We start from the raw sequence: 16,954 nt of genomic DNA on the forward strand, positions 1-16,954 counted from the left end.
GACGACCGACTACTGTGCCCACCCATGAGCCTCCGCGAGCAGTTGTGCGAGTACGGCAGGCGCGCCGTCGAGCTGGGCCTGGTCATCGGCACCTCGGGCAACCTGAGCGTGCGCCGGGGCGACCAGGTGGCGGTCACCCCGTCCGGCGTGGCGCTCGACCGGCTGACGCCGGAGGCGTGCCCGATCGTGGACCTGGAGGGGCACCTGGTCGAGGGCGAGCTGCAGCCGTCGTCGGAGACCCCCATGCACCTGGCCGTCTACCAGGCGACGGGCACCCAGGCGATCGTGCACACGCATTCGGTGTTCGGGACGGTCGTGGCCACGACGATGACCGAGCTCCCGCCGGTCCACTACAACGCGCTGCTGCTGGGCGGCGTGGTCAAGGTCGCCGAGTACGCCACCTACGGCACGCCCGAGCTGGCCGCCAACGTGCGGGCGGCGCTGGCGGGCAAGCAGGCCGCCCTGATGGCCAACCACGGCGGGGTGACCATCGGGGCGACGATGGAGCAGGCGTTCGAGGCCACCCGCCTGCTGGAGTGGCTGTGCGAGGTCTACGTGCGCGGGCTGGCCGTGGGCAGGCCGGCGGTCCTGACCGACGAGCAGCTCGCCGCCGTCGTGGACCGCGCGGCCAACCCGCCGGCGTTCCCGCGCCGCCCGAGCTAGCCCGGGGAGCGCGAGCGGGCCGGTCAGGCCAGGGCGGCCTGTTCGGCCAGGCCCAGCGGCAGGCCGCCGGAGCCGGCGATCCGGTCGTGGAACTCACGCAGCGACCCGGTGAACGACTCCCGGATGCGGTCGATCTCGATGGCCCCCGTCAGGTACGACGGCGCCTGCGTCGGCCAGGCGCAGTAGCGGTTCACCTCACCCCGGGCGGTGCCGGGCGACAACGACGCCTTGGTGGCCATGAACGTCTCGGCCTCCTCGATCGACATGTCCTCGCAGTGCAGCGCGGTGTCCACGATGATCCGGGCGGCGCGGAAGAGGCGGAAGTCCAGGTGGGCCAGCTCGGTGGCGGGGGTGTCGAAGTAGCCCTGCTCGTGCAGCACCTTCTCGACGTACAGGGCCCAGCCCTCGGTGAAGTACGGCGTCCTGAAGACCTTGCGGACGGTACGCGGGTTGTCCGCCATGTACGACAGGTGCCAGTGATGCCCGGGATAGGCCTCGTGCACGGCGATCGAGGGCATCTGGGCGCGCGCGTTGGTGCGTAGGCGCTGGCGCACCTGCTCCTCGGTGAAGTCGTCCGGGGTGTAGGGGACGAAGAAGATGCCCGTGCGCGAGCTGCTGAGCGGCGGCGGCGCCAGGTAGTGGGCGACGTACAGCACCGGGCGGGCGTACTCGGCCGAGGGCAGGACCTCGCACTCCTCCCCCTCGGGGAAGGTGACCAGCCCGCGCTCGCGGACGAACTCGCGGGCCCGCCGGGTCTCGGCCTCGTACTCGGCCCGCATGTCCGCCAGGGTCGGCGGGTGGTCGTCCATGAGGGACTCCATGGCGGCCCGCCAGTCCTCGGCGCCGGTCATGCCGAGGGCGACCCGGCGCATCCGGGCGTCCAGGTCGGCCCAGGCGGCCCTGCCCTTCTGGTGCAGTTCGGCGGCGCCGTACGTGAGCATCTCGCGCTCGCGCAGCAGGGTGGAGTAGAGCTTCTCCCCCATCCGCCAGGTGCCGCCGCACTGGAAGCCTTCGAGGAAGGACACCAGCGCGTCGAACGCGTCGGCGGCGGGTCCGGCGGCCTCGGCCAGCCGGGCGCGCAGCGTCTCGTCGCCGACCATCGCGGGGAGCGTGCGGGTGAGGAAGTTGCGGCCCGTACGGGCCTGGTTGAGCCCGCGCGTGACCAGCAGCGGCGCGGCGAGGTCGGGGTCCAGGTTGGCCTGGCAGGCGGCCAGCACGCCGGGCACCTCGGCCAGGCGGGAGATCGCGGCGGCGACCAGTTCGGACTCCGGCTTGAGCCGCTGCTGGAAGGCGTTGAACAGCGACCCGAAGACGGCCGAGAGGTACAGGCCCGGGTTGCGCCGCCACTCGGGCCAGGATTCGAGCGCGACCGAGCCCCTCAGCTGGGACAGGACCAGGTCTCTGTCGATGGCGTCGTCGAGCGAGTCGGCCGGGGCGTCGGAGAGGCGGTCGATCCAGCGGATCTCTTCCCGGGCTCTGTTCTCCCAGGCGGAGGCGGTGAAATCGCCGAGGGTGTGGTCGTAGCCGTCGGCTCCCAATTGGCTGGCGACGACGGGACGGTCGGAAAAGTACCAGTTGAGAAACTCGTCCACCTACGCACCATATCCTGACGTTCATGCCCCTGCAGATCACTGGCGCGCTAGGCGACCCCGACCTCATCCGGCTCCCCTGGGACGTCCCGCTGGCCGACTGGCCCAAGCATCATCTGGTCGATCTGCCGCGCGGCATCTCCCGCCACGTCGTGCGGTTCGCCCGGCTCTCCGGCAAGGTCTACGCGATCAAGGAGATCAGCGAGCGGTACGCCAGGCGCGAGTACCAGCTCCTGTGGGACCTGGCCAGGCTGGACGCCCCGGCCGTCGAGCCCGTGGCGTACGTGACCGGCCGCGACGAGGGCCTGGACGCCGCGCTGATCACCCGGCACCTGCAGTTCTCGCTCCCCTACCGGGCCGTGATGTCCGGCACCCTGCGCCCCGACACGCTCACCCGCCTGCTCGACGCGCTCGCCGTGCTGCTGGTGCGCCTGCACCTGAACGGCTTCTACTGGGGCGACTGCTCGCTGTCCAACACGCTCTTCCGCCGGGACGCCGGCGCCTTCGCGGCCTACCTGGTGGACGCCGAGACCGGCGAGATGCACCCCATGATCAGCGAGGGCCAGCGGCTGACCGACATCGACGTCGCCCACACCAACATCTTCGGCGAGATGCTCGACCTGGAGGCCGGCGGGCTGCTGCACCCGTCGATCGACCCCATGGAGACCGCCGAGGACATCGTCACCCGCTACCACCGCCTGTGGGCCGAGATCACCGACAGCGAGATCATCGACGAGGTCGACTGGCACCGCGTGGAGCAGCGCATCCGCCGCCTGAACCTGCTCGGCTTCGACGTCGCCGAGATGATGGTGCGGCGCAAGGTCGGCACCGGCCGCCTGATCGTCCGGCCGAAGGTGGTGGACGCCGGCCACCACCAGCGCCGGCTGATCAGGCTGACCGGGCTCGACGTGGAGGAGAACCAGGCGCGGCGGCTGCTCAACGACCTGGACGGCTACCGGGTCGCCAAGGGCCTGCGCCACGAGGACGAGGCAATAGTCGCCCACCGCTGGCTCGCCGAGGTGTTCCACCCGACGGTCGACGGCATCCCCGCCGAGCTGCGCGGCAAGCTGGAGCCCGCGCAGCTCTTCCACGAGATTCTCGACCACCGCTGGTACCTGTCGGAGACGGCGGGCGGCGACGTCGGGCTGGCCACGGCGGTGAAGTCGTACGTGGACAACGTGCTGGTGCACAAGCCCGACGAGAAGGCGCTGCTGCCCGACGACCCGGACGAGGACGATCAGTAGGCGACCGTGATGCGGGTGCGCGGGTGGGCGTGCTCCTCCAGCTCGTCGGCGATCGCCACCGCGTAGTCCTCGGCGGTGATGAAGCTGCGGCCGTCGGCGTCGCTGAGCAGGTCGTCGCGGCCGATCCGGTAGACGCCGGTGCGCTCGCCGGGCGCGATCTCGGCGGCCGGTGAGACGTAGGTCCAGTCGAGGTCGGTCACCTCCCGGTAGAGCCCGAGCGCGGCCCGCGCGGCCCTGGCCTCCTTCTTGTAGATCTCCGGGAAGCCGGGCGTGTCGACCAGGTCGAGGCCGGGGCCGGCCTTGAGGCTGCCCGCGCCGCCCACGACCAGCACCCGGCTCACCCCGGCGGCGCGCAGCCCGTCGATGAGGGCGCGGTTGGCGGCCAGGAACGGCGGCTCGGGCTCGGTGCCGTCACGCGGCGGGGCGATGGCGCAGACGACGGCGTCGTAGCCCTCGGCGAGCGTGGCGGCGTCGTGGACGTCGCCCTTGACGGGACCGCGGCGGCTGACGCCGGTGACGTCGTGGCCGCGGCCGGTGAGTTCGGTGACGATGCGCTGACCGATCATTCCGGTCGCGCCGAACACGAGGATCTTCATGAGAAGCACAGTATCCAATGGATACTGGTTACTTCATCGTGCTATAAGTACCTTATGGATACCGGTGATGCCTTCGACCCGAACTGCCCGACTCGGCTGGTCCTCGACCGGATCGGCGACAAGTGGTCGGTGCTGGTGCTGCTCAGCCTCAGCGACGGGCCGATGCGCTTCACCGTGCTGCGCGGGCGGATCGGCGGGGTGACGCCGAAGGTGCTCACCCAGACGCTGCGGGCCATGGAGCTGGACGGGCTGATCACCCGCGAGGTCTTCGCCGAGGTGCCGCCGCGGGTGGAGTACGCGCTGACCGACCTGGGCCGCTCGCTGCACGCGCCGATCTCGGTGGTCGCGCGGTGGGCCGAGGAGAACGTGCACGAAATGCTCCGCCATCGTGAAAAAACCTCGTGAATTGATCATATTTCCGCACGAGTGATGCTTTTCTTCGTCCTGGCCGTATAAAAACGTATCCCTCGGTAAATCGCCTGCCTTCTGGTCTCTTGTGGCCCCCTACGCTTTCCCCGTCCCACGACGGAGGGAGGCTCGCGGTGCTGGGAGTGGACACCTGCCTGGCGGAGGTCATGTCGATACCGGGCGCGCTCGACGCCATGCTGGTCGACGGCACGAGCGGCATGGCGGTCGCCTTCAGCAGCGCGTCCGGCGTGGACGCCGACAGGTCCGCCGCCGCGCTGACCGAGGCGCTGCGCGCCACCACCGACGGGCTGACCCGGACGTGTCCCGGCGAGATCGTGCGCATCGACGACATGCTCGTCACCACCGACCGGGGGCACCACCTGCTCCGGCTGCTGGAGACGGTCTTCGAGGGGCCGCTGATCATCTACGTCCGCCTCGACCCGGAACGGTCGAACCTGGCCCTGGCCCGGTACCGCCTGCGGGCCATCTCCGACCTGCTGACCACCTGAGCCATGGCCGCGCTCGACTCACTCCTCGCCGGACTCGCCCGCGAACGCGCGACGGGGGCGCTCCGCGTGGGCCGGAACGGCACGATCTACCTGTCGGACGGGCGCGTGACGTACATGGAGTGCGCCCAGACGCCGGGCGTCGAGCGGCTGTTCGCGGCCAGGGGGCGGGTGCCGGAGTCGGCCCTGCGTGCCCTGCAGGCCGACGGCGGCCGCGCCCGGCTGCTCCAGGACGGCCCGGTCACTCTGGCCGAGCTCCAGTACGCCGTTCTCGGCGTGGTCCAGGACGCCGCCTTCTTCCTGCTGCCGGTGACCGGCGTGCGGCCGAAGTTCCGGCCCGGCGAGGAGCACTGGCTGGGCGGGCAGTGGTTCTTCGACGTCCAGGAGCTGGTGCGGGAGTCCGCCCGCCGCCGGGAGCAGCTGGCCGGCATCTGGCCCTCGCCGGAGGTGGACACCCAGCCCGTGCGGCCGGTCCCGCGCCTGCCCGGGCACGGGGTGGCGCTCAGCCAGGTGCAGTGGGAGGTCGTCGTACGGGCCGACCACAAGGCGACCCCGCTGGAGCTGGCCCGGCACCTGGGCCGGTCGGGCTACTCGGTGCTGGTGGCCGTCAGGAGGCTGGCCGCCGCCGGCCTCCTCGTCCCGCCGGACCCGCTACGGCCCGCGCAACGCCGTCCGGACGACGGGGAGGCGCTGCCCAGGCGGGTGCCGGGCGCGGTGGCAGTTCCCGCCGGGAACGGGCGGGCGGGGGCCGCCGGGCCGGTGCCGACGGGCGACCCGACCGATCTGACGCTGCTGCTGCGGCTGAAGAAGGCGCTGGAGGAGATGCCGTGAGGTTCCCCTCACGACGCAGGAGGAGGCCACCCGTGGAGCTACGGCAAGAGGTCCTGGCGGAGATGGAGCTCCTGCGCGGCCGCACGCCGGACGTCACCGGCAGCGTCGCGTGCACCGTCGACGGCCTGCGGATCGCCTGCGACCTGCAAGGAGACACCGGCGAGCAGGTGGCGGCGCTGTCGGCGGCGCTGCTCGCGATGAGCGGCCGGATGCTGACCATGGCGGGCCGCGGGACGTTCGAGGAGACCCTCGTGTCCGGCACCGCCGGGTTCGTGGCCTTCTACGCCGCGGGCCCCACGATCGTCCTCACGGTTCTGGCGGGACCCGGCGCCAACGTCGGGCTCCTCCGGCTGGAGGGCAGGAAGACGGCGGCCTCCGTGGCCGCCGTGGCACGCAAGCACTGACCATCCCCACCGAAGCGGAGGAAAGCATGGCAGGCATGGACGTCTCCCTCAAAGAGATGATGAGCATCGACGGCACGATCGGGGCGGCGATCGTCGACCACGGCAGCGGCATGGCGCTCGGCACGCTCGGCGGCTCGAAGGAGCTGGACCTGCAGGTCGCGGCGGCGGGCAACACCGAGGTCATCAAGGCCAAACTGCGCACGATGGACTCGCTGGGCCTCAAGGACGGCATCGAGGACATCCTGATCACGCTGACCGCCCAGTACCACATCATCCGCCCGCTGACCGGCCGCAGCGGCAAGGGCCTGTTCCTCTACCTCGCCCTCGACCGCAACCGGGCCAACCTGGCCCTGGCCCGGCACATGCTCAAGGTCATCGAGGAGAAGCTGGAGCTCTGACCGGCCCGCGCAGCGAGGCTCCGCGGCGAGTCATGCGGCGGGTCACGCGGCGGGCTCGGGCCGGGCGGGCGTCGCGGAGCCGGTGTGGGCGGTGATCTCGGCGACGATCGCGGGCCAGAGGGCGCGGGGCAGGTCGTGGCCCATGCCGGGGTAGGTGACCAGGCGGGCGCCCGGGATGGCGGCGGCCGTGGCCCGCCCGCCGGCGAGCGGCACGAGCTGGTCGTCCTCGCCGTGGATGACCAGCGCCGGCACCTTCAGCCCGCCCAGCGCGGACGTGCGGTCGCCGGAGGCCATGATGGCGGCGAGCTGGCGGGCCGTGCCGGCCGGGTCGTGGCAGCGGTCGAAGGCGAGCCCGGCCAGCCTGGTGACGCGTTCGCGGTCCAGCTCCCAGCCGGGGGACCCGAGCACGGCCCAGGTCGTCAGCGCGCCGGCGACGACCCCCTCGCGGTCGGTCGCGGGCTTGGCGAAGAGCACCGCGGCGGCCGCCTCGGTCGGCGGGGCCGCCTGCGGGCCGGGCGTGGACATGATCGAGGTCAGGCTCAGCACGCGGGCCGGGTGCCGGATGGCCAGCGCCTGGGCGATCATCCCGCCCATCGAGGCGCCGACGACGTGCGCGGCGGGCAGGCCCAGGACGTCCATGAGCCCGGCGCTGTCGTCGGCCAGGTCGTCCAGCACGTACGGCGAGGGCGCGCCCCATGCGGGCACGCCCTCGTCGTGGAGATGGGTGGACAGGCCCGCGTCGCGGTTGTCGAACCTGACGACGTGGTGGCCCTGCTCGGCCAGGAGTTCGCAGAACTCGTCGTCCCAGTGGATGAGCTGGGCGCCGAGTCCCATGATGAGCAGCAGGGGCCTGCCCGCGGGTGAGCCGAAGCTCTCGTAGGCGATCTCGATGCCGTTGGCGGCTGCGCGCTGGATCACAGCGACCAGAATGTCATTCTGGTCGCGAGGCGTAAAGAGCGGTCTGTCCGGAGATCAGTCGTTGAGGAGCTTGCGCAGGCGCTCGCCGCCGAGCACCACGCCGCCGCCGGCCAGCACGAGCACGCCGGCCATGACGGTGCCGCCCATCGCGACGGTCTTCCCGACCTGGCCGCCGGCGGAACCGGCCGCGTCCTCGGCGGGCTTGTCGGCCAGCACCTTGGGAGGCTCGGCCGGGTTGTCGTCGAACCTGCCCCACGCGCCGGTGGAGAAGGCCACGGGGTAGTTCTTCTTGCCCTTGCCGTCGCCCCACTTGGTGATGACGTAGTCGATCTTGATGTGGCCCTGGCCGCCGTTGCCGTCCACGCCGAGCGTGTCGGGGTTGAAGGTGCCGCCGGTCAGCTCGGCGAAGGTCTTGGCGTCGAGGTCGAGCATGACGCCACGGCTGGAGGGCTCGCCGGGGCCGCGGTCGCCCACGAAGAACGGCATCTTCTTGCCGTTGTAGGTCACGTAACCCTCGGTCATGAGGGGCCAGCTCGGGCTGGCGGCCAGGCCCTTCTGCATGGGCTTGCCGCTGGCGGGGAGGCCGGTGTCGCCGGCCCGGCCGGAGGAGTCGTCCCAGAAGTAGGAGGCCTTCGTGGAACCCTTGAGCAGGATCTTCTGGTCGTCGCCGGTGTCGGCGTGGGCGCCGGTGGCGGAGATCGTCAGCGCGCCCATGGCGGACACGGACAGCAGGGCGAGAGAGCGCAGGCCAAATCGAGACATGAAGCAGTGAAGTCCTTCGCGAGGGGACAGGGGGAACGCGCGTGACTACGGTGCGTAACCGGGCAGAGCGCCGAAAAGGTGGTTACGCGGCGCGTGGGGGAAGTCAGGGAAGAGACCGCTCAGCAGGCGGTCGTCACTACACTGTCCGGGGGTACGACGAGGTGGTACATGCGTGAAGTCCTCTCCATCTCGCCTACCGGGTTAGCTGACGGGTTCGGGCGTGGAGATGCCCTACCGGCACATGGCCGGATTCACCCCAATGAGATGGGTCCCCGGTTCCCGACAAGTCGGGATTCGGCGCCAGCTGTCGTCCCTCTCCTGGTAGGGACTACGCCACCAGCTGGTAATTGGTTAAGACGGTACCCAGAGATTCGGACAAATACAAACGAATCGTCATGAACCGGGTAAAGATCTACCTATCGAGGTAAAGAGAAAGGGGGCACGGCATGCCGTACCCCCTGCTAAATCGGACCTTTCAGCCGCCGCTCTTGCGCCTGAAGGATCTTTTACTCGCTGCCGGACCGTGCGCCCCGTGGATCTTCGACGGGTCCACGCCCCTGCCACCCGCGGCCGAGTCGGCCTGCTGCCCGCGCTTGCGTTCCAACGCCTCGCGGAACTTGCGCTTCATCTCGTCCTCGGGAGTCTCGCTGACTTCCGGCTCCGGTGTTTCCGCCATGAGGACCTCCTGGTTCTGGGGACATCCACAGCTTCGCACGACGTCGCTTACGACGCGAAACCGGCCTCCACTCTGCTTTCCGCCGCGGGCGCCTGCTCCAGCCGCCTGCCGGGCATCATGACCAGCGCGACCAGGGCGATCACCGCGCCCGCCACGCCCAGCGACGGGATGACCACGGCCGCCGCCGAGGCGTGCGCGGCCGCGAGCCCGTGGACCGGCGCGTCCGTGGTGATGACCGACGTGTACGCGGTGCCGGCCAGCGCCAGCGCCACCGAGCCGCCGATCTGCCGGAAGAAGGTGAGGTTGGCCGAGGCCGTGCCGATGTACCGCGGCGCGACGGCCTGCTGCACGGCCACGGTCAGCCCCGACAACATCGGCCCCATGCCGAGCCCGAGCAGTGCCATCCACCCGGCCAGCAGCAGGCCGTCGGTGCGCACGGTGAGGTTCAGGCAGAGCAGGCTGCCGGCCACCAGCAGGAACGGCGCCCCGACCAGCCACGGCTTGTACGTGCGCGTCCTGGACATCAGCGTGCCCATGAGCGCGCTGCCCGCCACCATCGCCAGCGTCATCGGGTAGATCCTCAGCCCGGACTCGGTGGCGCTGACGCCCAGCGCCTGCTGGAAGTAGCGCGGCAGGAACACCACGCCGGCGTACATGCAGAAGGCGGTGAAGAACGAGGTCGCGTTGACCAGCGTGTACGTGCGGTCCCGGAACAGGTGCATCGGCATGACCGGGTTCGCCGCCCGCAGCTCGACCAGCACGAACGCGGCCAGCAGGACCAGCCCCAGCAGGATCGGCCCGGCCACGGGCGGGGAGGTCCAGGAGTTGCCGTCCAGGCCCTTCTCGGTCAGGCCGAGCAGCAGGGCGCTGATGGCCACGCTGAACACCGCGATGCCCGCGTAGTCCGGCCGGCCCCCGCCGCCGGTGCCCGGACGGAACGGCAGCCGCAGCACCACGATCGCGATCAGCACGATCCCGAGCGGCACGTTCACGTAGAAGGCCCACCGCCAGCTCGCGTGGTCGGTGAACAACCCGCCCAGGAAGGGCCCGGCCAGGTACGTCAACGCCATCACGCCGCCGAGTGCGCCCTGCACGCGGGCGCCGTTGCGTCCGGGCGGGAACATCTCCATCACCAGGGCCAGCGACAGCGGCAGCAACGCGCCCGCGCCCAGCCCCTGCACGGCGCGGAAGGCGATGAGCTGGGTCATGTCCTGGGCGAGCCCGCACAACGCCGATCCGACGACGAACACCGACATCCCGACGAGCAGCAGCGGCTTCCTGCCGTGCTGGTCGGACAGCCTGCCGTACAGCGGCACGGTGACGGTGGAGGTGAGCAGATAGGCCGTGACCACCCAGGTGTAGAGCCGGGTGCCGCCCAGCTCGCCGGTGATGCGGGGCAGCGCGGTGCCGACGATCGTCTGGTCGAGCATCGCCAGGAACATCCCGCCGAGCACCGCCAGCAACACCAGCCCGTTGCCCTTGGTCTTCATGTCATTAGTCACAGGTGAAGATTGATATGTAAGAGCTGACATGTCAAGCCTTCGCTATGCTGGCGGGCATGTCCCTGCGGATCGCGCTCCTCGGCCTGCTCGCCACCAAAGGCCCGGCCAGCGGCTACGACCTGGCCAAGAAGTTCGAGCACTCGCTCAACCACGTCTGGCAGGCGGGGCACACGCAGATCTATCCGGAACTGGTCAAGATGGCCGCCGACGGCCTGGTGACGGTCGAGCACGAGGGCGCCCGGGGCCGCAAGATCTACGCCATCACCGCCGAGGGCCGCGCGCTGGTCACCGAGTGGCTGGTCGGCCACGACCCGTCGGCGACCGTGCGCAGCGAGACCGCCCTCCAGGCGTTCCTGCTGGCCCTGCTCGACACCGGGCAGGCCGTCGCCGTGGTCGAGCGCATCAAGGCCCACTTCCAGGCCCGCCTCGCGACGCTCGACTGCCGGCCCGGGGGCCTGTTCGGCCAGTACGCGCTGTCCCTCGGCCTGCACCAGGCGCGCTCCGGCATCGAGTGGGCCGACGAGACCCTGGCCGCCCTGCGGCGCGAAGGGTAAAACGGAACTCTGCGGTTCCTGGTGTTGCGTTGGAGAAGCGCCGGATATACACCCAGGCATGATGCTCAACCTCCCAGTACGGCGATGAGCCTCCTGGGTCGTGACCTGGCGATCGACCTCGGCGCGGCCGGCACGAGGATCTACGCCAAGGGCAGGGGCATCGTGCTGGACGAGCCGTCGGTCGTCCTGCGCGACAGGCAGACGGGCAGGGTCGTCCGCTTCGGCGCCGAGGCCCTGGACGGCGCGGACGGCGCCGACGGCACGGACGGCGAGACGTACTGGCCGATCAGCGACGGCCTGCCCCAGGACGGCGAGCTCGCCCGGCGCATGATCAGGCACTTCCTGCGCAAGGTGCACCGGCACCCGTTCCCCCGGCCGCGCCTGGTGATGGCCGTGCCCGACGAGTTCACGCCGATCGAGCGGGTGGCGCTGCGCGACGCCGGCTTCGAGGCGGAGGCCCGCGGGATCCTGCTGGTCAAGCACGCGATCGCGGCCGCGCTCGGCGCGGGCCTGCCGGTCCGCGACGGCACCGGGCACATGGTCGTCGACATCGGCCGGGACGCCACCAGGGTCGCCGTGCTCTCCTGCGGGGCCGTGGTCGCCGCCGGGACCGTGCGCGGCGGCGGGAACGCCGTGACCCGCGCGGTCGCCCGCCTGGTCGAGGACGAGCACGGCCTGCTGGCCGACGAGCGGGAGGCCGAGTCGGCCAAGCTGCGCGCGACGCGGGAGCCGACCGGGAACGTGCTGATCCGCGGCAGGGACTCCGGCACCGGCGAGGAGCGCGCGGTGGCGCTGCCCGCGGCGCGCGTCCGCGAGGCGGCCGTCCAGCCGGTCGAGCACATCGTGCGGGCCGCGGAGCACACCATGGAACGCTGCCCTCCCGAGCTGACCGCCGACCTGGGCGAGCGCGGAATGGTGCTGGTCGGCGGCGGCGCGTTGCTGCCCGGCCTGCGCCGGCGGCTGCAGGAGGGGCTGTCCATGCCGGTGCGGCGCGCGGAGCGGCCCAGCGACTCGGTGGCCCTGGGGCTCGGACGCTGCGTGGAGGACCTGGGGCTGATCGCCAAGCTGAGGCGCCGGTGAGCGACCTGTTCGACCTGGGGGTCTCCGTCGCCGACAAGACCGTCAGGACGATCGCCGTCTACGTGACGATCGCCGTGCTGCTCCGCATCACCGGCAAACGCGGCATCGCGCAGCTCAACAACTTCGACTTCGTGGTCATGCTGCTGATGAGCAACGTCGTGCAGAACGCGATCATCGGCCCGGACAACTCGCTGATCGGCGGCCTGGTGGGCGTGGTGATCCTGGTGGCGGTCAACTCGGTCGTGGTGCGGCTGGCGGCGACCGTGCCCTCGGTCGGCAGGGCGTTCGAGGGCACGGCGGTCGTCCTGGCCCGCGACGGGCACTTCATCCCCTCGGCGCTGCGCCGGATGGGCGTCCGGCAGGCCGACCTCAACGTGATGCTCCAGCTCCGGGGGGCCGAGAGCGTCACCGACACCGACCTGGTACGCCTGGAGCCCGGCGGCTCGCTCCTGGTTCACCTGCGTCCCGAGGAGGAGGGAGCCGAACGCGGTGACCTGGAGGACCTGTGCCGGCGCCTCGACCGCATCGAACGCAAGCTGGACGAGCTGAGAACCGGCCCCTCCTGAGAATGCGCGGCCGGATTGCCTTTTGATATCGGCCATTAATATTGCGTTAATCCCCCTGCGCCCGGAATTGATCTCCGATATCGTCCCAACGTGCGCCTGGCTGGTCGCTCGGTCGTGATGTCCGCGGTGCTTGTATGCGTCGCGGTCGCGGCAGCCTGTACCTCCGGCCGCCAGTCCTCCTTCGAGGAGGCGGCCAGGCAGCTCACCGCCGACACCGACACCCTGCTCACCAGCGCCGCGCTGCGCGTGTCGCCGGCCGACCGCTCCGACGAGACCGAAGACCGCTCGTGCGTGCCCGGCCAGGTGCGCCGGCTCGTCCGGGCCGAGGGCGAGGCCGCCGACGCCCCCGACGGCCTGCTGCACACCCTCCAGGACATGGGCTACGACCAGATCGTCGAGGATCTCGACCTGCGTGACGAGACCCCTGTCGTCTCGGTCGTGCGCAACCCCCGGACGAACCTGACGTTCGAGCTCACCGTGCTCGACGGGCCGAACGTCAGGATCGTCGGCAGGACGACCTGCTACTCCCCCGTCCCCGAGTCCACTCTGTCCTGACCCGGGGCGCTTGTCTCAGGGCGCCGACAGCGCCTCCGTCGGCGACAGCCGGGAGGCGCGCACGGCCGGGTAGAGCCCGGCCACCGCGCCGATGAGCAGCGTGGCCGCCAGGCCCCCCACGGTCGCCCACGCGGGCACCACGGCCGGCCACCCGCGGGAGAAGGCGTAGGCGACGGTGACGCCGGCCCCCAGCAGGATCCCGCCCGCGCCGCCCAGCGCGGACAGCAGCAGCGACTCGGCGAGGAACTGGGTGCGGATCTGGCCGCGCGTCGCGCCGAGCGAACGGCGCAGGCCGACCTCCGCGCGGCGCTCCAGCACCGAGATGACCATCGTGTTGGCCACGCCGACGCCGCCGACGAGCAGCGCCACCGCCCCGACGCCGAGCAGCAGCCCGGCGAAGGCCTGGCTGGTCGCCTGCTTGGCGGCCAGCGCGTCGGACGGGCGGGAGACGTCCACCTCGTTGGGCGCCTCGGGGTTGGCCGTGCCGGCCAGGACCGACCGCACGTCCTCCAGCCTCGCCTCCTGCGAGCGGGTGTAGAGCGTGGTCGGATGCCCGTCGAAGTCCAGCCTGGACTCCGCGACCGGCCAGCCGACCAGGGCCGCGCTGTTCAGCTCCTCGGCCAGGGGCACCGGGTCGAGCAGCCCGACCACCGTGAACCGGATGCCGCCGATCACCACCTGGGTGTCGGGGGTGACCGTGCCGATGCCGAGCCGCTGGGCGGCGGCCGAGCCGAGCACCACGGCCGGGTAGCGTTCGGTGGCCGCGTTGAGCCAGGTGCCGCGGCGGACCGTCGCGCCCACGGTCGGCAGCAGGTCGAGGCGGGCGGCGATCGTGACCAGGCCGTTGGTCTGGGGCGTCGGGATCTCCTCGCTCCGGTAGACCTTCGCCTCGGGCACCTTGCCCGTGGACGAGACCGACTCCACCGGGCCGATGCGCTCGATCATCGCCTCGGCGTCCGTCGGCATCTGGGCCGCCTCGCCCAGGAGCGTGGTGCCGGAGGCGACGGTGAGCAGGTTCGTGCCCAGCGCGGACAGCGTCCGGTCCAGCTCGGCGCTGGAGGAGGACGAGATGCCCACCACGCCGATCATCGCGGCGATGCCGATCGCGATGCCGAGCGCCGACAGGAACGCCCGCAGCGGGCGCGTACGCAGGCCGACCGCGCCCACGCGCATCACGTCGCGCGGGCGCATCCTGGCCGGGGAGAGCCGGGGACGCTCCAGGGTCGCCATCACGCCACCTCGGATTCGACGGGCTCGCGCACGCACCGGCCGCCGCCCTCTTCGCCGCGCCCGCGCAGCTCCGCACCGGGTTCAGAGCCCGAGTCGGAGACGATCCGGCCGTCTCGCATGCTCACCTGGCGGGGGAGGCCGGCGGCGATCTCCCGGTCATGGGTGATGATCACGATGGTGGTGCCGCTCCCGTTCAGCTCGTGCAACAGGTCCATCACGCCGGCGCCCGACACCGAGTCCAGCGCGCCGGTGGGCTCGTCGGCCAGCAGCAGCGGCGGGTCGCCGGCCACCGCCCTGGCGATGGCCACGCGCTGCCGCTCGCCGCCGGACAGCTCGTGCGGCTCGTGGTCGACGCGGTGCCCGAGGCCGACGCGGCGCAGCGCCGTCCCGGCCCGGCGGCGGCGTTCGGCCGGCGGCAGGCCGGTGTAGATCAGGCCGTCGGCCACGTTGTCCAGGGCGGTGACCTTGGCGGCCAGGTGGAAGTGCTGGAAGACGAAGCCGATCGTGGTCGCGCGCAGGGCCGAGAGCTGGTTGTCCGACAGCTTGGAGACGTCGTGGCCGTCGATCTCGACGCGGCCCGCCGACGGACGGTCGAGGGTGCCGACGACGTTGAGCATCGTGGACTTGCCCGAGCCCGACGGGCCGACGATGGCGACCAGCTCGCCGTGCCGGACCTCCAGCGACACCGAGTCCAGCGCGGCCACCCCGCCCGGATAGGTCCTGGACACGTCGGTGAGCACGATCATCCCCCGCCCCGCATCCGCGGGGGACGGGGTGGCGGGCTCGGAGGGGGTCGGGGTGGGGGTCATTTCGGGATTCCCACTGTCATGCCGTCGGTGAGCCCGTCGCCGGAGATCTCGACGCGGCCACCGGCGAACAACCCGGTCCGCACGGCGACGTACCGCGACCTGCCGCCCTCCACCACCTCCACCCCGAACCCGCCCTCCCGCAACGCGACCAGCGCCGACACCGGCACGGTCAGCACGCCCTTCCGCCGGTCGGCGGTGAACGTCACCTTCACCGCCGCCCGGTCCAGCCCCTTGGCGGCCTTGGCGTTCCCCAGCGAGACCTGCACCTCCAGGCGGGTCTCCGGGTCGGCGTTCTGCCCGTCACCGGGGTCGATGATCGTGGCCACCTCGGTGATCCGGCCGGTCACGTCCTTGCCGTCCGGCATGGTGACCGAGACCTTGGTGCCCTTCCTGGCCATCCGCTGGTCCTCGGCGGCCAGTTCGGCGGTGACGACCTTCTTCGTGCCCGTGTAGGTGAGGATCTTCTGGCCGGGGCCGGTGGGCTGGCCCTGCTCGGCCTCCAGGCTCTCCACCCGGACCTTGCCGGGGGCGAAGACGACCCGTCCCAGCTCCACCACGCCGGTCTCGTCGAGGCCGCGGTCCTCCTGCCACTCCCGCACCGCCTGGGCGGTGTCGTAGGTGTACTCGTCGTCCACGGTGAAGCCGTCGTAGCCGAGCTTGCGCAGGTTGCGCTCCAGGTTCTCGACGTCCTTGCCCTCGCTGCCGATCCGCAGGTCGCGGTAGGCGGGGGTGGTGCCGTACAGGAGCATGACCGGCTTGTTGTCCAGGCGGTACAGGGACCGGCCGCGGGTGATCAGGTCGCCGCTGTCCGGGAGCCAGGTGACGGTGCCGGCCTTCCTGGCCATGGCCGTGGTGACCGGGCCGTAGCCGAGCTCGCCGTCGGCGTCCCTGGTGTCGTTCAGCGTCTGGCGGGTGACCGGGGTGGTGGCCGGCGGCAGCGCGCCGGCCGACGCGGACGGGGCGGCGCCGCCGTCCAGCACCCCGCCGGGATTGACCGCCAGGACCGCCGCCCCCGCCACGGCGGCCACCCCGACGAGGGCGAGGACCGCCCGCCCGCCACGGCGGCGGCGGGCGCGGGGGGAGGGGGCGTCCGGCTCGGCCTTTCCGTCGATGGTGGCCGTCCCCATCAAGAGCCCCCCTGTCCCCCGCCGATGTTCATCCGGCACTTCTCCTGCGCGGCCTTGAAGTCGGGGTCCTCGCCCACCTCGGGCGTGATGCGCATCATGCCGCCCTCGGGGTCGGGGAACGCCTCCACGCCGTTGTCCCGCATGCACTGCGCCTGCTTGCGCATGTTCTCGGCCTGCTTGGGGTCGCCGCCCTTGCCCAGGTTCATGCCCGCGGGCTGGAGCGCCTTGCAGGCGTCCATCGCCTTCTGGACCTTCTCCGGGCCGCCGGAGCCCTTGTCGAACTTCATCTGGATCCGGCCGTCCGGGCCGGGGTCGGCGATGTCCAGGCCCTGTTCGCGCAGGCAGGTGGTGTACTTCACGGCCTGCGCGTTGCGGTCGGCGGTGGCCGGGGCGCCGGCCGTCGGCTTGGCACCGGTGCCGGTCACCGACGCCACGTCCGATCCGCCTTCCTGGGCGCCGCACGCCGTCAGGAACAGCGCGGCCGCGGCCAGCGCCATGAGGGATCGTCCTCGCATGAATGTTCTCCTCCATCGAAA

General features: G+C 71.7%; 21 protein-coding genes and 1 riboswitch. Of the genes, 11 read left to right on the forward strand and 10 right to left on the reverse strand.

Annotated elements, in window-relative coordinates; all coding sequences use genetic code 11:
* Positions 1–24 precede the first annotated feature (24 nt).
* Positions 25–663 carry a class II aldolase/adducin family protein gene (locus ACIBK9_RS48850; protein WP_387670789.1) on the forward strand — a complete coding sequence of 213 codons (639 nt, stop codon included), beginning with the start codon at positions 25–27 and terminating at the stop codon, positions 661–663.
* A gap of 23 nt (positions 664–686) precedes the next feature.
* On the opposite strand, the gene ACIBK9_RS48855 is transcribed toward ACIBK9_RS48850, so the two are convergent.
* A complete protein-coding gene (locus tag ACIBK9_RS48855) occupies positions 687–2,255 on the reverse strand; it encodes a DUF885 domain-containing protein (RefSeq protein ID WP_397166059.1) in 1,569 nt (522 codons plus the stop codon).
* Positions 2,256–2,278: 23 nt separating this feature from the next.
* On the opposite strand from ACIBK9_RS48855, the gene ACIBK9_RS48860 reads away from it, so the two are divergent.
* Positions 2,279–3,496: a DUF4032 domain-containing protein gene (locus ACIBK9_RS48860; protein ID WP_387670792.1), complete on the forward strand. Its 1,218-nt coding sequence runs from the start codon at positions 2,279–2,281 to the stop codon at positions 3,494–3,496.
* Here ACIBK9_RS48860 and ACIBK9_RS48865 read toward each other — a convergent pair.
* Entirely contained in the window at positions 3,490–4,092 is a 603-nt protein-coding gene (locus tag ACIBK9_RS48865; RefSeq protein WP_358288173.1) for an NAD(P)H-binding protein, read from the reverse strand. The genes ACIBK9_RS48860 and ACIBK9_RS48865 overlap by 7 nt on opposite strands.
* A gap of 54 nt (positions 4,093–4,146) precedes the next feature.
* Here ACIBK9_RS48865 and ACIBK9_RS48870 point away from each other — a divergent pair, with 54 nt between their 5' ends.
* From ACIBK9_RS48870 to ACIBK9_RS48890, 5 genes are all read left to right on the forward strand, one after another.
* Positions 4,147–4,497: a helix-turn-helix domain-containing protein gene (locus tag ACIBK9_RS48870; protein ID WP_358288175.1), complete on the forward strand. Its 351-nt coding sequence runs from the start codon at positions 4,147–4,149 to the stop codon at positions 4,495–4,497.
* A 137-nt stretch (positions 4,498–4,634) separates the two neighbouring features.
* Positions 4,635–5,009: a roadblock/LC7 domain-containing protein gene (locus ACIBK9_RS48875; RefSeq protein ID WP_397166061.1), complete on the forward strand. Its 375-nt coding sequence runs from the start codon at positions 4,635–4,637 to the stop codon at positions 5,007–5,009.
* A gap of 3 nt (positions 5,010–5,012) precedes the next feature.
* Complete coding sequence (locus ACIBK9_RS48880) at positions 5,013–5,837, forward strand: DUF4388 domain-containing protein (RefSeq protein ID WP_397166062.1); 825 nt, start codon at positions 5,013–5,015, stop codon at positions 5,835–5,837.
* Between the two features lie 32 nt (positions 5,838–5,869).
* Complete coding sequence (locus tag ACIBK9_RS48885; protein ID WP_352323334.1) at positions 5,870–6,241, forward strand: roadblock/LC7 domain-containing protein; 372 nt, start codon at positions 5,870–5,872, stop codon at positions 6,239–6,241.
* A 26-nt stretch (positions 6,242–6,267) separates the two neighbouring features.
* Entirely contained in the window at positions 6,268–6,639 is a 372-nt protein-coding gene (locus ACIBK9_RS48890; RefSeq protein WP_352352019.1) for a hypothetical protein, read from the forward strand.
* A gap of 42 nt (positions 6,640–6,681) precedes the next feature.
* Here ACIBK9_RS48890 and ACIBK9_RS48895 read toward each other — a convergent pair whose 3' ends face one another.
* From ACIBK9_RS48895 to ACIBK9_RS48910, 4 genes are all read right to left on the reverse strand, one after another.
* A complete protein-coding gene (locus ACIBK9_RS48895; RefSeq protein ID WP_358288184.1) occupies positions 6,682–7,557 on the reverse strand; it encodes an alpha/beta hydrolase in 876 nt (291 codons plus the stop codon).
* 54 nt (positions 7,558–7,611) lie between these two features.
* The gene (locus ACIBK9_RS48900) at positions 7,612–8,319 is read right to left on the reverse strand and encodes a hypothetical protein (protein ID WP_387670800.1); all 708 of its coding nucleotides are present in this window, start codon (positions 8,317–8,319) and stop codon (positions 7,612–7,614) included.
* Positions 8,320–8,494: 175 nt separating this feature from the next.
* A riboswitch (cyclic di-AMP (ydaO/yuaA leader) is annotated at positions 8,495–8,629 on the reverse strand.
* A gap of 165 nt (positions 8,630–8,794) precedes the next feature.
* Entirely contained in the window at positions 8,795–8,995 is a 201-nt protein-coding gene (locus ACIBK9_RS48905) for a DUF5302 domain-containing protein (RefSeq protein WP_352323331.1), read from the reverse strand.
* A 47-nt stretch (positions 8,996–9,042) separates the two neighbouring features.
* Entirely contained in the window at positions 9,043–10,497 is a 1,455-nt protein-coding gene (locus tag ACIBK9_RS48910) for an MDR family MFS transporter (RefSeq protein ID WP_397166063.1), read from the reverse strand.
* Between the two features lie 56 nt (positions 10,498–10,553).
* On the opposite strand from ACIBK9_RS48910, the gene ACIBK9_RS48915 reads away from it, so the two are divergent.
* The 4 genes from ACIBK9_RS48915 (at position 10,554) to ACIBK9_RS48930 (ending at position 13,252) form a co-directional block, all read left to right on the forward strand.
* A complete protein-coding gene (locus ACIBK9_RS48915; RefSeq protein ID WP_358288189.1) occupies positions 10,554–11,051 on the forward strand; it encodes a PadR family transcriptional regulator in 498 nt (165 codons plus the stop codon).
* An 84-nt stretch (positions 11,052–11,135) separates the two neighbouring features.
* Positions 11,136–12,131 carry a rod shape-determining protein gene (locus ACIBK9_RS48920; RefSeq protein ID WP_397166065.1) on the forward strand — a complete coding sequence of 332 codons (996 nt, stop codon included), beginning with the start codon at positions 11,136–11,138 and terminating at the stop codon, positions 12,129–12,131.
* On the forward strand, positions 12,128–12,697 hold the full coding sequence (locus tag ACIBK9_RS48925) for a DUF421 domain-containing protein (protein WP_397166067.1): 570 nt from the start codon (positions 12,128–12,130) through the stop codon (positions 12,695–12,697). The genes ACIBK9_RS48920 and ACIBK9_RS48925 overlap by 4 nt, the downstream gene beginning before the upstream one ends.
* 90 nt (positions 12,698–12,787) lie before the next feature.
* A complete protein-coding gene (locus ACIBK9_RS48930) occupies positions 12,788–13,252 on the forward strand; it encodes a hypothetical protein (RefSeq protein WP_397166069.1) in 465 nt (154 codons plus the stop codon).
* Between the two features lie 15 nt (positions 13,253–13,267).
* Here ACIBK9_RS48930 and ACIBK9_RS48935 read toward each other — a convergent pair whose 3' ends face one another.
* Genes ACIBK9_RS48935 through ACIBK9_RS48950 form a run of 4 tightly spaced genes read right to left on the reverse strand, consistent with a single transcriptional unit; the run spans position 13,268 to position 16,933 of the window.
* A complete protein-coding gene (locus ACIBK9_RS48935) occupies positions 13,268–14,482 on the reverse strand; it encodes an ABC transporter permease (protein ID WP_397166070.1) in 1,215 nt (404 codons plus the stop codon).
* Positions 14,482–15,228: an ABC transporter ATP-binding protein gene (locus tag ACIBK9_RS48940; RefSeq protein ID WP_397166152.1), complete on the reverse strand. Its 747-nt coding sequence runs from the start codon at positions 15,226–15,228 to the stop codon at positions 14,482–14,484. The genes ACIBK9_RS48935 and ACIBK9_RS48940 overlap by 1 nt, the downstream gene beginning before the upstream one ends.
* A gap of 59 nt (positions 15,229–15,287) precedes the next feature.
* Positions 15,288–16,418, reverse strand: coding sequence for an efflux RND transporter periplasmic adaptor subunit (locus ACIBK9_RS48945; RefSeq protein ID WP_397166072.1), 1,131 nt, complete (start codon positions 16,416–16,418; stop codon positions 15,288–15,290).
* A complete protein-coding gene (locus tag ACIBK9_RS48950) occupies positions 16,418–16,933 on the reverse strand; it encodes a hypothetical protein (RefSeq protein WP_358288207.1) in 516 nt (171 codons plus the stop codon). The genes ACIBK9_RS48945 and ACIBK9_RS48950 overlap by 1 nt, the downstream gene beginning before the upstream one ends.
* Positions 16,934–16,954 lie beyond the last annotated feature (21 nt).

This window comes from Nonomuraea sp. NPDC050227 (assembly GCF_044459705.1).
GTDB lineage: Bacteria > Actinomycetota > Actinomycetes > Streptosporangiales > Streptosporangiaceae > Nonomuraea.